Source organism: Nostoc sp. FACHB-152, assembly GCF_014697475.1.
Taxonomy (GTDB): Bacteria; Cyanobacteriota; Cyanobacteriia; order Cyanobacteriales; family Nostocaceae; genus Nostoc_B.
The window spans coordinates 33332-49219 of sequence record NZ_JACJRV010000038.1 but is presented as its reverse complement, the minus strand read 5'-3'; the positions used below and the strand labels follow the sequence as shown (position 1 = coordinate 49219).

Sequence of the window (15888 nt, the reverse complement as noted above, 5' to 3'; positions counted from 1 at the left end):
ATGTACTCATTACCTCAGCAAATTAGGAAAGGCTATATGCAATTAATCTCTAATTTTGGTTCTTAACTCTTAGAAAATCATTTATTGGATTAATTATGATGAAGATAAAAGTTCTTAACGCAGAAACACTAGGTAAAATCAATGAAATTAACCTTGACCTAGTTACTAATGGCAACCGAGAATATGTAGTCGGACGTTCTTCTAAGTCTGGCTTGATTCTGGATAGTCATGATGTGAGCCGACAACATGGTAAGTTCTATCTTTTAGATGGAAACTACTATTACTCTGATCTTGCAAGTATAAATGGCTCTTTGGTTAACAACAAGCTTGTTGAGTGCGATCGCAGTTATTTATTAAAGCCTGGAGATATTGTCCGCATTGGAGAATTTCTGCTAGTTTTGGAAGAGGAAGTTGAAGAGCCAGAAATAGCCGCCACTGTATATAATGCTAATATAGATTGGCGCACAGCTTTAAATATTAATCTACCAGAAGTTCCCAAGCAAGTTACTGAAGATGTGAATACTTCATTGCAAGATGAACAAGCTGTTGACGCAGAGGTTAATATAACCTGTGATGATAACCAAGTTCTAGATTTGAACACTGTTCAAGAAATAGAAAATGAAGCATCTGAAGAACAGCAAAATCTGGAACAAGAAAATAAATTAGGGTTGGATAATGGGCATATTTCAGAGTTAACAACAATTCAAGCTGAACAAACAATTATCCAAGATTTAGAAGCAGAAAATGAACAGTCAAAAGAACAGCAAAATCTGGGAGTAGAAAATCAATTGGATTCAGATGATGAATATAGTTCTGAGTTAACAACAATTCAAGCGTCAGAAGTAGAAGCTGAAAAATCCGAGCAAGAACAAACCCCAAAATTGGAAAATCAATTGGACTTAGATAATGAATATAGTTCTGAGTTAACAACAATTCAAGCGTCAGAAATAGAAGCTGAGGAATCTGAGCAAGAAAAAACCCCAGAATTGGAAAATCAATTGAACTTAGATAATGAATATAGTTCTGAGTTAACAACAATTCAAGCGTCAGAAGTAGAAGCTGAAAAATCTGAGCAAGAAAAAACCCCAGAATTGGAAAATCAATTGAACTTAGATAATGAATATGCTTCTGAATTAACAACAATTCAAATGTCAAAAGTAGAAGCTGAGGAATCTGAACAACAGCAAAACTTGGAAGTTGATAATGAGTATACTTCTGAGTTAAAAAGAAATCAATTTTTAGGAGCAACAAGTGAAGAATCTGAAGAGAATACTTCTGAAATGTACACTTCTTCTGGTAATGATGAATTTAACAATATGAGCAGAGCTTTAGACGCAGAAATAATTAACGAACCAGCAGTAGATGACAGAAATCCAGAAGAGGTAAAAATTCTTAACAATAATGATAGTCTTCAAGCTAATTCAGACGCACAAGTAGCTGATCAATTTGAAACAGTGTCCGAGTTAGCAACACAAACAACGGAAGAGATATCTGAAGATAGCTTAGAAGATGTCAATGAAGTAGAAGCTGATATTGCGGCTCAAACACCTGAATTCACAAACAAGGCTTTTGAGATTATCAGTAAAAAATACATTGCTCTTATGGCTCACGACAGCAAAAAATCAGAGCTTGTAGATTTTGTAGCGCAACACCAAGAATTTTTATCAAAATGTCTGACAATTTCTACACCTGTAATTGCTGAACTTTTATTCCAAGAAACTGGTTTAATAGTTAGTCAAAAAACTCCTTTAGTACCAGTAGGAGGATATCAAGGAGTTGCGTCATTAGTGGGAACAGGAGAAGCTTTAGCGGTTCTTTTGTTAAAAGATTTTTTAGTACCTCAAACAAATCAAGCAAATGAGGATGCTTTATTACGTTTATGCAATATTAACCAAGTCTTGGTGGCAACAAATGTATCAACAGCAGAAGCGATTGTACATTACATTAAAGACATGGTTAGTTCTTTGTAATCAGCATTAATACATGAATTAGCTGTAGGGGCGTACAGCTGTACGTCCCTATTCATTTTGGGATTATTTTATATTCAAAATCATTGATAACATATCAAATTTAAACACTAAAAAATTAACGAATAATCAAATACATAAGTATTGAAATGAAAAACTCTTCTAAATCAGATTCTTGGATTGGTCGTTTAATAGGCGATCGCCAGCGTTATCGACTAGACGAACGGTTAGGCGCAGGCGGTATGGGCGACGTTTTCCTGACAATGGATACTTTACTTGGTCAGCAAGTGGCTTTAAAGCTACTGAAAGATAATTTAGCCAACTCCAGCGAATTGAGAAAGCGTTTTGAACGCGAGGTAGCTGTATGTGCAGCACTCAGAAGCGACCACATTGTGCAAGTCAGCGACTATGGCGTTACGGCTGAAGGTTATCCCTTCTTTGTGATGGAGTATCTACGCGGTCAAAGTTTAGGACAACTACTAAGGCGTGAAAATCGGCTATCTGTGGAACGGATAATCACCATTACAACTCAGGTTTGTGATGGTTTGCGTGCAGCCCATGAGGGTGTAACTCTCTGGCGCAATAATGCTACAGTCAGCGAACATATCACAGTAGTTCATCGGGATCTCAAGCCAGACAATATCTTTTTAGTACCCACAACTTTGGGTGAGTTAGTCAAAATTCTTGACTTTGGCATTGCTAAAATCCGCGAAGATACTGCGGAACATACTAAATTAACCAATATGTTTTTAGGTACGTATCATTATGCTGCACCTGAACAATTAGAAGTTAAAGCAAATATTGATGGACGTGCAGATATTTACAGTTTAGGCATCATTCTTTATGAAATGTTGAGTGGTGTTGATCCCTTCGGTTTAGGTTTAAATTCTCAAAAAATTAGCGAAATTTCGTGGGCTTTAGCACATACTTCTAAGCCACCAGTACCACTGCGATCGCTACCTGGTTTATCACAGATATCACCAGAGATAGAAGCAGTTGTAATGCGATGTTTGCAAAAATCACCTGATGAAAGATTTAATAATGTAGAGGAGTTAAAGCAGGCTCTACAAAATGCTGTTTCTCAATTAAGTATTAATGATTTTACCATAGCTCAAAATTTCCAAACTTATACACAAGGTTCCGATGATCAAACTATAGCTAGACCATCGCCATTTCAAAAAATATCCACAGAAAAAACCGTTAGGCGATCGCCTAACTTTAGTTTAAGCAGTGATGATAAAACCGTTAGGCGTTCAGCTAATTTACTGCCAAATCTAGATGATGAAACAATTCAACAGCCGTTTTTTGAGCAACCTAACATCGAAGACGGGACAATTCAGCAACCCCTACCTTCCGCAGCAGACTTTGAAGACGCAACAGTTAGGCGACCGTTAAAACCTGTTGAACAAAGTATTCCAGAGGAAATCTTATCGCTGGAACAAGAGACAATTAGCGACATTCTGGCTGAAGTTATAGGGCCGATTGCTAATACCTTAATTCGAGAAGTTACGGTGCGATCGCCTAACACTCAAGAACTGTTAGAAAATTTAATGCTGTATCTTTCTGCAAAACAAAGAAATGAGTTTGAACAGAAAGCTATATTGTGGAGCCAAAAATCTTCTAGCAATACTCAAAGTTGGTCAAACCATCCTTACGTATTAAATAATTCAGTTATTAACACTAGTTTTTTACGCCAATGTGAGGAAAGTTTATCTGAAATTATTGGCCCTATAGCGGGTTCACTTATCCAGGCAGCTTTGACATCTCATCCTCAAATTTCTCACAAGGAATTAGTGATTATTTTAGCTAAAGAAATATCCGATAAAAAACAAGCTGATAACTTTTATCAGCAAATGTTGAAATGATTTACTATAAATATCTCGTTATGCATAACCCTAGATATTTCCAATTAAATGATATACAGGTTTAGGGGCGCACAGGTGCGTCCCTAATTTTATGCAACTACTTCTGGTTCTTCTGATTCAGAAGTTTCATTGCAATTTCTAAACTTGATTTCATCCTATTAAATGATGCAGCAAGCGTGCCAATTTCATCATTAGTTTTCTGCTCGAAATCAGTATTAATTTTGCCAGTACTAACTGCTTGAGCTAGCTTAGATATTTTGATAATTGGTTTAATTACCGCCTTTTTCAGCAAGATATTAATCACAATGATCACTAGGGCAAATATACTAGCTTGTACTCCCATCGCTAACCACCAGTAATGATTAGCAGTACGAAGAATTTTTTCTGCGGGAACATAAATCATTTGAGCAAAAATAGTTTTGTGAAGTTGCCAACCAAAACCATTTTTGTCTCCGTAAATAGCTAATTGACTTTTAGGAGCTTTATCTGGGGTTGAATGACATTGTAAACAACTGGGATTATCTAAATTCAGCCGTCGAGCAATATAAAATGTTCTGCCTGTGGGTAAAGAGCGAAAGCCTGAGGATGTTGAAGTTTCTGGGTTATTACTAAATAAATTAATTAGTTGGCTTTCAAAACTATCAGCCTGATCTAACTTATTAGTAGGGTCAAGAGCAGCTTCCTTGTAGATAAATTCCTTATATTGTTCATTAGTCCGAATATTTTCAAAGACAGCCCTTGCAGAAAAGGAGGCAACTGTTTCGGGAATAAAGGCTGGACTGGTTTCTAATTTAGACTCTAGAAGGGGAATAATATTATTTGTGGTGTAGTTTCTTACAGAGTTCATTGATTGTAAAAAATCATCCGCTTGGGTGATAACAGCTACCTCCGCTCTGTGATTGAGTATGTTTGATAAAATTGCACCACTAATCATAATACTTCCTAAGAAAACTAGCATTAAAAGTAAAGTAAACTTGTTAGCCAGTTTTAAATTTTCTCGCAATAATCTAAACTTATTAAGGACTCTATGATTTTTTAGCATACTATCTCCTTAGTTAATCAACAATTTCTGATGCTTTTTTGAAAATAAAACATGAATTAATTTATTTATGGAAAAATTCAAAGATATCTATATATAGGATATTAAGACTAATCATTTAAAACAATTAGTCGGAGGTCGAGTTAGATTGCATGATTAACGTTAATTATTGACATTAGATGTTAATGGTACTTGTAAACCACCAGAGCCAGGAGTAGGATTATTGACTTTAATAGAAAATCCTCTAGAATCTTTATTGCCAAACTTATCAGTTGCTAATAGTTGAATTGATGACGGGAAGGCTTGATTTGCTGTCAGCACTTTCGACCCTGAAAGCGGGACACTACCAAAAGGGTCAAGTTCAACGCTAGCCTCTTGTCCTTCTACTTTCCATTGCAGAGTTACAGGTTGGTCGGGTTGAAGAACTATGTTTGGTTCTTGACTACCGTTAATTGTGAAAGAAATAATCTTTAGTGGTTTAGGTAAGATACTAATTGTAGATTGAGCGGATTGAGAATTAGGTTGTTTACCAGGATTAGAGGAGAAAGCTTTTAATTCAAATGTGTATTGTCCAGGTTCGGGAGTATTTAAAGGAACATTTTTACAAGAGAAAATTTGATTTGTTTGCTGGCATAGTTTCTGGAGTTGACGAGGAGTGTAGCTGGCTAAGACATTTTCTGTTCCACTATCTGCTTTACCTACAACTTGCAACTGCGATAGTTGTTCAGTATTCTGAATTTGCCAACTCAAATTCATAACATTTCCTGACATATATTGGTTCTTATCTAGTTGAAAGTTAATTACTTTTGGGTCTGGTTTTTCTTTAATTGCTACCTTAACATCTGCTGTAGTCGCAGCCTTGTCTTGACCGTGAGCAAAGACTTGTAACATAAAAGTATAATCACCTGGTTGTGTAACCCCAGTATCGTAATTAAAACAAGATAATGAGCCTTGCTGTATTTGGCATTCATCTTTTAGTTTGTCAGGAATACCTTTATTAAAGTCAAACTTTTGCGGTGCAGCAGGTACGGGGCCAGTATTATCTATTTCTATCTGGGAAATTTTGTCAGAGTTACGAATTTGCCAATCTAAACGTACTTCATCACCTTGAAGATAATTAATACTATCTGAGACAAAATAAACTAATTTTGGCGGTGTAGGCGGTTTCAAGAAAAACAGCCATACTACAAAAGCTAAACTTCCTAAACATCCTAGAATTGTCAGAAGTATGGGAATAAATTGCCACCAAGGACGAGCATTCCATATTAAAGTGCCTTCTGGTAATTTTTCTGATACAGGTAGGTCTTGTTTATCTTGAAGAACAGTAACAAAGTTGAGCGGGAGTCCTTTACCAAATAATGGTCGTCGCCACCAAGGTTTAGGGGTTACTGTTAGGTTAACTTTAAAGCTTTTATGGGGTAGTAAGCGAATTTTAGCAGGTTCACATTTATATCTAAATAGTTGTTCTTCTTCTCGGCTTTTGATGCTAACTTTTAATTCTCGTGGTGTGTTGCCTTGGTTGGTAAATTTGATTTGATACTCACCAGAACTATTGCTGACTTTTCCTCGTAAGGTAATTAGTTCTACATCTAACTTATGTATTGGAGGAATTTGAATATATATTAAATCGAGTAGCACTAAATCAGGAGAATTAGCAGAATGTAAGCGAATTGTAGGAGAGTAATTACCTGCGAAGGTGTCTGCTGGGGGGTGAAATTTCAGCCAAATACGCTCTTGAGAATTAGGATTTAACTCTAGCCCATTGAGATTAGATAATAAACCAGGGCCTTCGACTCCTGTTGCTCCATAACGTATTGTGTACCATTGTTCTTCTAAATCTGGAATTGTGAGGCGGAAGCGGTCAACTCTATCTGAACGGTTGTCAACTTTAACTTCTATTTGTAAAGCTTCTTTTGATTTAATAATGGCTGGATTTCTAGGGTTTGTTGTAGGTTTGAGCGAAAATGTAGGATCATTAACCCGAACTGCTGTATGCTCTTTGAGCATTACTTTTAGTTGGCGCGGGAACTGTATGGGCGTATCTTCGGGGAAATGTTCTGGCGCATCTACGACTAGGGTGTAATCATAAGTTCCAGGTAGAGCATCAATTGGGATGTGAAACTCAAATGTTAATTCGCTATTTTGTTGTGGCCCTAGTGCTAAACGTTCTCTAGGGGAAGTACACCACTGTTGTAAGGTGTCGGATGCTTCATCAAAAAATACATCAATGACAGCACCTTGAGAGCTTTGATTGGTGACAACAACATAAACCTCAAGGGTTTCTCCAGGCATACCGAATTGCATCCCTGGTGGATCTATAATCACGGAAATGGGGCTAGGTTTTTGCATAATATTGAGCCTCTATATCTAGCGGTAAAGTTTGACTCGAAACGCATCATCACCACTAACAACTATGGTTCCTTGAACATCTTTGGTGACATCGATAGTGTTGATTTGCGAAGAACCTTTGTAAACTAATTGACCGTTTGGTGCTTGTGTACGATCTAGTTTTTGCTCGGCAGTTAACGGCCAAATGAAGATTCTGCCGTCATCGCCAGCACTCACCAGTTTGCTACTATCGACAGTAAAAGCAATACTTCGCACAGATAAATTAGAGGCACGCCAGCGATCGCGCAATTCGCATTGTTGTTGAGTTAGGCTATTGTTGACTGTGGTTTGTGTCTGCGGTGTTTGACACTTATCTAAATCCCACAAGGAAATAAAACCATCTGAGTCTGAAGTTGCCAGTATATGAGAACTAGGAGCAAAATCCAGACTCCAAATGTAGTCACCATCTCCACCATTTAATTCTGGTGTTGATAGTTGTCTTTGGTTATCTTCTAAGTTATTTGGGTTCATTAAAATAACACGCTTAAAGTTGCCAGATGTAACTAAAATAGTTTCATCCTCGCTAAGAGCCAATGCACGTATTGGATATTTAAGGTCTTTGCCTAAATCGGTAACTTGGGGGTTAGATTCAAAGTTAGTACCTGGGCCTGATCTTTTCCACAACCGGAGTTTGCCGCTACCGTGACCACTAAACAAGTTCAGAGAATTTTCGGTAAAAGCCAGCGCAAAAACGCGATCGCTTGTTTGGTCGTTGGGGTCGCGCAGAGTATTTTCGCGCTCGTGTGTTCGCACATTCCAGAATTGAATCTCACCATCTTCTAAACCAGCAGCAATGCGATCGTCATCTTTTGGCATAAATCGTAAAGTTCTCACAGGTTTACCAACTACAGCTAATAAACCTTGAGGATTGGGTTTTTTCCCATTACAAGCAGCACTCACAGGACTTACAGCCGTTCCTTTTGGGTCTAGATGGTTCTCATCAACTGACCAAATACGGATTGTGCAGTCGTCGGAACCACTCACTACTGAGAAAGCATCGCCGCTAAAGCGCACAGAGTTGACGATATCTGTATGTCCAATAGGTTCAGGGATGAGGAGGAATAATATTAATGCTATTAGTAATGCCAATAAAGCCAAAAGTAACCACAGTGGAACTATAGGTAAAACTTTTAAATCAAGGGTTTGGGTTGAGGGATCTGTACTTCCTAAACGCTGGTCTGCAAGTAAAGTCCTAACTTCCAAGCGTAAAGTTTTTGCCAGTCCCACCCAAGAACGTTTTGTTGTCACATTCAAAAGAGCTTTTGTTGTTTCTCCAATAGTTAAATCAACATTTTCTGGAACTATTTGATAAGTGCATCTTCGTCTATCTCTGCCTTGAAGTTGCACATCGACTTGCTGATAAAGATTGCTCGTATTCTTAAAAAATAGTTCAAATAATGCTGTTTTAGATTTCCAATCAGGTAGCCATTTTTTATAATTTGGAAGCGTCTGTTTTTGTGGTGTGGCAGTAAAACCAACATAACCCACTGGCAAAACTTCTAAAACACCTTCAACAGAAATTGGAGGACTGTCGCGGCTACTTGCTCTAACCACAAAGGGATAATCATCGCTGGGTGCTTGAGTCATAGCTGGCGGTTGACATTGAAAAGAAATCTCCTCCTGTCCCCCCGGTTCTAAAAGTAATCTTCTTTCTGTACTACCAATTATCCAAGAAGAGTTAACACCTTCACAACGAACTACAGTTTCAACTTGAATTGGACTTAAATTCCGCACCCGCACTGGTATCTCAACAGAATTGCGAGGGTAAACTTGAAACCGCCGCACAGGGAGTTCCAAACTTAATAATGTAGATATCTTACCCGGCTGAATAATCAAACGCACCAACAACTTGCGTTCTTCGCGTAGCTGGGGTGAAAAGATTCTCACCGTCAGGTTTATCGTACCTATAAATGTAGGTATCGGTGCATCAAAAATTTCAACCTTAAATTCAGTAACACCACCCGGAGGTTTAGCTGCTGCAACTTCTGGTGTAAGACGATACCATTGAGAGCCTGAACTCCGACTAGCTCCAGCTGCTAAAACTTCTAATTGAAAAGCAGCGAATTGCTCACTACCATTAATCACTGTGACACCAAATACAACTGGTGAACCACCTGGCTTAAAAGTAACACTTTGAGTAGAAAGACTAGCGTTAATAGTACGGTTTTTCATACACCATTTGAATATGAGCAGCAGGTTAACTATGAGTGCTGTTCTTACTTTATATTGTCATTTTGAGGAGATTAATTTCATAGCAATTAGTCTAATTTTTTCTACCTTTGGTAAAGATATTATTGAAGATAGTTAATTTAATTTCTACATTTAAAAGTAGGAGTGTAAAGATGTGCATCCCTACGAAGATTAATATTTATCTTTAGGACAATAATTATGAGTAGTACATTTGCTATAGCAGCTGTAACAGCAGTACTGAAAAATGTAATTGAAAATGATCTAACTAATGACCCAATTACAGCTAATATGGGGGATGTGCTTGTGACAGCTATCTCACCCGATCGCATGGCTGTGGAAGCAGATGAGCGTTGTCACATTAACCTGTTTCTTTATCAAGTCACGCAAAACCGCAATGCTGACTGGACATCCGGAGAACTTAAACAGCGTATCGCCCAATCTGAGAGAGAACAACACTATACAAATCCGCCTCTAGCACTTGATCTTCACTACTTAATAACAGTTTATGGAGCTAAAGATTTTCAAACAGAACTGCTGCTTGGATATGTAATGCAGTTATTTTATGACATACCAATTTTGACACAAGATATTATTCAGACCGCTTTATACAATACTTTAACAGTTAATAAATCTAGCGTCTTATCACCAATTCTTACTGCTACATCTGTTCCTGTTGTCGCTGAACAAATGGGACTAATAAAAATTAGCCCAGAGTTCTCTAATATGGAAGAAACTTCAAAACTCTGGTCTATCTTGCAAACACAATATCACCCTTCAATCGGCTATCAAGCATCAATGGTATTAATTAAAAGTCGCAATACAATCTGTGGATGAGTTTTGATCCCTCTTCAAACTTATCCTCTAAAAAGAGAGAGGCTTAGAACAAATGAAGAGACGCTATAGTTATACCCATCCGCGAATTTCAGCATCAGTTAGCGTTTTTTCTAATTTAAAATATTCACTTTGGGCAGCACTTAATAAATGTTTCATCATTATTGGTTCTCCTGCTTCCGCAGCATTAAAGGCAGCATTCAACGCAATATTGCGGATATTTCCACCTGCTAAATTAAGCTGGGAAAGCTTTTCAAAGTCTAAGCCTTGAGTGGGTATCTGTTGAGGAAAAATATGCCTCCAAATTTCTGCGCGTGATTTGGCATCAGGAAAAGGAAAAGAAATTACAAACCGCAGGCGGCGCATAAAAGCCTGATCTAGAGAATTTTTAAGGTTAGTAGTCAATATTGCTAAACCTTGATAAGCTTCCATACGTTGTAGTAAATAGCTGACTTCGACATTAGCATGGCGGTCATGACTATCTTTAACCTCAGAACGTTTACCAAATAAAGCATCAGCTTCATCAAACAATAAAATTGCACCACCTGCCTCAGCAGCATCAAAAATCCGGCGCAGATTTTTCTCCGTTTCGCCGATATATTTACTCACAACTGCACTCAGGTCAATACGATAAAGGTCTAGCCGCAATTCTTTGGCTATTACTTCTGCTGCCATTGTTTTACCAGTACCAGGAGAACCTGCAAATAAGGCACTAACACCTAAACCACGATTTCCCTTACCAGCAAATCCCCATTCCCAATATACTTTTGCTCGTTGCCGAACTTGAGCAATGAGATTTTGCAAAATCTTTTTCTGTAATTCTGGCAATACTAGGTCATCCCAATTAGCAGTGGCATTGATGTGCTGTGCTAAATCATCAAGTTGAGGGCGTGCCATTGTCCGACAGATATCCCATAACTGATGGGAGGAATTTGTCGGGATAGTTTGATGATTAGCTGGTTGATTTTGAACTCGCAAACAAGCAGACTGAATGGCAAGAGTATTGAGGTTGAACTGAGATACTAGCACCGGAATATGCTCGTTGAGTTCAGACGTAGTATTGCCAAGGCAGGAGTGCCAAATATTTTGCTGTTCTTCTGGGCTAAGTTTTTCTACTTCAAAAGTGATTAAAGGACGGCGTGGTGAGTATAATCTATCTTCTGTAGAAATAATTAATGGAGTATTGAGATTTTGAATTAACTGTAAAATCGCTGTATTCAGTTCTGATTCTGTTAGATTTAACTGTTCACAATCTATTAGCAGAATATCATTTGTTAAAGCAACTTGCCGTTCCCATCTGCGGATAAAGTTGTTGATGTCGCTGGTATCTGTAGGTAAGTTACGAGCAGAGATGATTTTAAGCGATCGCTCGATCAACTGACAAGCCCTATTAGCGATCGCCCACTTATCATTAGTGTCTAAACCACACAATTGCACTACAGATAATTTAGATACTGCTTCTGTTTGCGTCCAGATAGTTGCAATTTGTTCAGCGATGTTTTGGTGTGAAGGTTGTAGCGGTAAATTGCTATCACTTTTTGGTATTGGCTGTATGAGGTGAATTAGTCGTTCATCTTGATACGGTTCACCCAGTAGATAGAGCAAAATACTATTGTCTATCTGCAAGCGACACTTAGTTATTTCTTGATTAGCTCCGACTTGAACCAATTGCCAATATTGCAAAGGAGACATAGGTAAAAGCGCACTCCCAGAAGCATTTGGGAATAAACGCATAGCTAAACCAAATGTTGGATAGGCTAAATGCTCATTTCCTTCAGCTTTGGCGCAAAGTTGAGAAAAATAGGGTAAAAGAGCCTGAGCAACACATAACAGTAATATTTGACACTCAAATAGTGAGAGTGCAAATGTAGTACAAAGATAGTTTAACGCTGGAGAATTATTAATTGTGGCGTTCACATTAGCGAGAACAGAGCGGATATCAATGGTAGATGCTGTATCTTGCTCTTGGCGATCGCTATAATCAATAACAGCTTGCTCAATTGCAGATATAGCAGCCTCTAAGTATTGGATGTTGGTTTTGTCTTCAACAAATGCAGGGTGAGGATTCATTTTATTTAGGAGTAGGGGCGCATTTAGGGGCGCAACAGCTGTTGCACCCCTACCGTGACATTATTGTTTCAAACTGACATTACTGGGTTCTTTATCTGCAAGTGAGGGTTGAGGATCTGCAAAATCTGACTGATTTAACTCAGCTTGCGGAGTCTGCAACTTATCTAGAGATGTAACCGCGTGAGGTGTATCATTGCCTTTCTGAGATTTGGCAGTCTTCATCTCTTTCCAAGCCGCTTGAGCAGCAGAACCGAGTCGGCTTTTCAGTTCTGTGGCTCCTTTTACAGCCACAGAGCTTAAACGAGTTCCTACCTGTGAAACACCCTTGACAGCCACAGAGCCTAAACGGGTGCTGATATTTACAGTACCTTGAGAGAGCGATCGCCAGTACTTATCGGCTTCTTTTTCCAATTCTTCAGGATCGATGAGTTTGTTATTCTCAATGGACTCACGCGCTTTACGTACTGCTTTGATGTATGTATCTCTTGTCCAGTTTCCAGTAGCTTTAATATCTGTCAAGATGCGTTTATTGATTGCTGCAAGTAAAGCCTGAGTTTGCAACTTGGGATCTGCTGGTTCGAGAACTTCTGGATTTGGGGTAACTCTAACTAAAGCACCCGCTTTGTTACTAACATCTACTTGATCGGGATGCCAAGATGAAAATGCAGTTGCATCCATATCTCTAACGACTGTTCCATCTTCAATTAAATCGCTAGTTTCTTGAATAAACAGAACAAACTCGCCAGCTTGAATTACATCTCCAGGCTTGAGGAGATAGGTTTTATTGGGTTCAACAATTTCATCGTTAACCTTAGAGCCATTTGTACTGCCAAGGTCAATGTAAAAAATCTCACCATTTTCTCGAAAAAACTTACCATGTACACGACTGACATCAACACTATCTAAGACTAGAGCAGAATCAGGCGATCGCCCGATTAAGCATACATCTTCATCAGTGAATAACTCCTCGAAATCTAGTTCAATTCCTCGGATTTTTGTTTGTGAATTAAAAACTTTAACTTTCATGGCTGCTAACCTATATTGGTTTTAAATACTCAGACAAGTGAATATAAATCCACATATAATTTATGAAATAATCACTACCGCATAGTAATATTTATATTTTTAATAAAATCTGCCTATTTGTCATTCGACAAAAGTCCATTTATTACTAACTAAAAAATTTTGCATAAAATTCGACCTTTGATTAATAGGTAATTCAATATTTTTTTATAGGATTTTACTAGAGCAGTAAGGTTTGAATTTATGGAAGCGATATTAAGGCTATTGGAAAACTTTCTTAGCAACATCATGTATCAGGTTGCATCTATAATCAATAACCTGGTGTATGGTGCAATAAATAATGCTGAACAAGAAATGCAAAACGCAATTAATCAAAAACTTCAATCAAGAAAAGAACATGAACAGCAAGCGGAAGATAGAGACTGATAAAAAAAACTTTAATTTGTAGGGTGTGTTAGTGACGAAATAACGCACCAAACTCATATCTCTGTTCTTTGTTATCTACTTAAGCAATAAATTCAGCAATCAAAGCAAACTAATATATGCCTTATCAACGATTGCAAAAATCAGCTAAATCTGCCTTTCTCCAAAGAAGGCACACTCAAATTTATCCATCTGAGGAGCTAACACAAGCAGATTTAGTAACTTCTTCTCGGAAAGCCATTTCTACTATCCCTAATCAACCACAGAGAGACGCTATCTATCGAACTATTTTTGGTAATTTAGCAAGAAAACCATCAATTAATGAACAACCTAAAAATAATTATGAGCAAGAAGCTGATAGAATTACAGCAGAAGTTGTTAGCCAGACAAATACATCCAACAGCCAAACTTTACCGCGACTAAATATCGATACACAATCATCTCAGAAAACAAAGAAAATAGATGTAATTAAAGATATTATCCACAAAACATTCGGGACAGATTTCTCCACTACTGCTACACCGGAACAGCAAAGGCAATTAGCAGAACAAGGTTTAGCACCAGAAATGGCTACCAAGGTAGCACAAGCAATTAGTGAGTTTGAGCGCAAAAAAGCTGAAAAAATAGCCAAATTAAAAGTCGAAAGAATAGCACAATTTCAAAGATATGGGTATCCTCTGCAAGAATCTAGATTACGAGCCGAAAAAGACATTCTTGAAAAAGAAAGCTTTCAAGAATTAGAAAATGAAGCTTTTCAAGAACTGCCACCAGAATATAGACCAACTCCCATAGATATCAAGCTTAAACTATTGCATGATATTAAAAAACAATTTTTAATTGAGGAAAAATATGACAGTAAACTAACTTATAGTAATAACTTTAATCCACCGAAGTCCACAGTTGAGAAATTAAAAGGATATATCAAAACAAGTGGGAGTATCCTCAAGCCTGCGGCGGAAGTCGGTGGTGTTATTTCTAAAGAGTTTGCCCACAGTAGTGATGCAGCTAAAGTATTTAACGGTGTATCAAACAGTATTGATGTATTAACACACATTACTGATACTGGTTATGCGATCGCCAAGGTAGTGGAAGGAGCAAAAAAATGGACTAATAAAAGTGATGTAGCAATTAAAAAACAAGGTAAAGAACAAGTAATTGAGGGAGGTATTGAGTTTAAAGATAATCTAATCGCAGCAACATTAAATGCTATGTATTTAGCTAAAAGCATTGGTAGTAAAAATTTAGGTAATACGCTTGATGTTACTGGTATTCCATTTTTAAACATTGTCATCAATGCTAATCTTTTAATAAAAAATGCTGATGAAATGGATAAAGTAACCGACCAAATTAATGCAAATGAATTAATACACAAAGAAGCTAAATACCAAAAACATTCTCTTGAAAATTCTGTTGGAATCATCGGTAAGAGAATGACGCATATAGCAATTAGAAAAGCTGTTGATGTTGTAATTAATGTCATTAATATAGTTGGAGATACCCTAAAAATTGGAGGTATTACTACTGTAGCTGGAATGGTAATTAAATATTTTGGTACTGCAATCAATGTAGCCAAGAAACTAGGAGAACAGCTTGTTGATAGTTATCAAGCTGGTAAAGCTCAAGAAGCTGCTTTTAATACTAGAGTTAATGCTGTGGGTAATGAGGACGAGATATTTCAAAGACATCCAAAATTTGCTGCTGCTGCAATAGTAGTTATGGCTAAACAATCAGATAAATTAGCGATAAAGATGCTGAAAACAATGGGAGTTGATGAATCTGACATTAAGAGAAAATCCGCCAAAGAGTTACGAGAACAAATTTTAAATATTTCGCACCTCAAGGAAGACAGTAAAACCCTCACACAGCAAGGTCAAGATAAATTTAACAATACAAAGAAAATTATTAAAAATAAAATTAAGGTTAGTATACCTATAATCAAAAATTCAGCTAAAAAACTAACCAAAACAGTACCAGGTCACTTGGTAAGTGTAGCCAAATCAGTTAAGAAATTTGCATTAATAGATAGTGAAAGTGCTGCAATTATTGCTCAACTTATATAATTGTCTGTTTTCTAGTAATCAAATAAGGAAAT

Annotated in this window: 10 protein-coding genes; 5 read left to right on the top strand and 5 right to left on the bottom strand. The window is 37.4% G+C overall.

Features of this window, described 5'->3' with window-relative positions:
* The first annotated feature begins 95 nt into the window (after window positions 1-95).
* Both H6G76_RS21845 and H6G76_RS21840 read left to right on the top strand, forming a co-directional pair.
* Entirely contained in the window at window positions 96-1970 is a 1875-nt protein-coding gene (locus tag H6G76_RS21845; RefSeq protein WP_190705456.1) for an FHA domain-containing protein, read from the top strand.
* A gap of 146 nt (window positions 1971-2116) precedes the next feature.
* Complete coding sequence (locus tag H6G76_RS21840; RefSeq protein WP_190705443.1) at window positions 2117-3832, top strand: serine/threonine-protein kinase; 1716 nt, start codon at window positions 2117-2119, stop codon at window positions 3830-3832.
* 97 nt (window positions 3833-3929) lie between these two features.
* Here H6G76_RS21840 and H6G76_RS21835 read toward each other — a convergent pair whose 3' ends face one another.
* The 3 genes from H6G76_RS21835 to H6G76_RS21825 all read right to left on the bottom strand — a co-directional run bounded on the left by H6G76_RS21835 (window position 3930) and on the right by H6G76_RS21825 (window position 9431).
* Window positions 3930-4874: a DUF3365 domain-containing protein gene (locus tag H6G76_RS21835; protein ID WP_242056485.1), complete on the bottom strand. Its 945-nt coding sequence runs from the start codon at window positions 4872-4874 to the stop codon at window positions 3930-3932.
* A 159-nt stretch (window positions 4875-5033) separates the two neighbouring features.
* Window positions 5034-7220 carry a hypothetical protein gene (locus H6G76_RS21830; RefSeq protein WP_190705440.1) on the bottom strand — a complete coding sequence of 729 codons (2187 nt, stop codon included), beginning with the start codon at window positions 7218-7220 and terminating at the stop codon, window positions 5034-5036.
* Between the two features lie 18 nt (window positions 7221-7238).
* The gene (locus H6G76_RS21825; protein WP_190705437.1) at window positions 7239-9431 is read right to left on the bottom strand and encodes a hypothetical protein; all 2193 of its coding nucleotides are present in this window, start codon (window positions 9429-9431) and stop codon (window positions 7239-7241) included.
* 216 nt (window positions 9432-9647) lie between these two features.
* Here H6G76_RS21825 and H6G76_RS21820 point away from each other — a divergent pair, with 216 nt between their 5' ends.
* Window positions 9648-10283 (top strand): DUF4255 domain-containing protein, encoded by a 636-nt coding sequence (locus H6G76_RS21820; RefSeq protein WP_190705434.1) that lies wholly within the window; start codon window positions 9648-9650, stop codon window positions 10281-10283.
* 69 nt (window positions 10284-10352) lie between these two features.
* On the opposite strand, the gene H6G76_RS21815 is transcribed toward H6G76_RS21820, so the two are convergent.
* Together H6G76_RS21815 and H6G76_RS21810 are read right to left on the bottom strand one after the other, a co-directional pair.
* Window positions 10353-12350, bottom strand: coding sequence for an ATP-binding protein (locus H6G76_RS21815; protein WP_190705432.1), 1998 nt, complete (start codon window positions 12348-12350; stop codon window positions 10353-10355).
* A gap of 60 nt (window positions 12351-12410) precedes the next feature.
* Window positions 12411-13376 (bottom strand): FHA domain-containing protein, encoded by a 966-nt coding sequence (locus H6G76_RS21810; protein WP_190705429.1) that lies wholly within the window; start codon window positions 13374-13376, stop codon window positions 12411-12413.
* Between the two features lie 240 nt (window positions 13377-13616).
* Between H6G76_RS21810 and H6G76_RS21805 the strand changes: the two genes are divergently transcribed.
* A complete protein-coding gene (locus H6G76_RS21805) occupies window positions 13617-13799 on the top strand; it encodes a hypothetical protein (RefSeq protein WP_190705426.1) in 183 nt (60 codons plus the stop codon).
* Window positions 13800-13915: 116 nt separating this feature from the next.
* Window positions 13916-15856, top strand: coding sequence for a hypothetical protein (locus H6G76_RS21800; protein WP_190705423.1), 1941 nt, complete (start codon window positions 13916-13918; stop codon window positions 15854-15856).
* The last annotated feature ends 32 nt before the right edge of the window (window positions 15857-15888 follow it).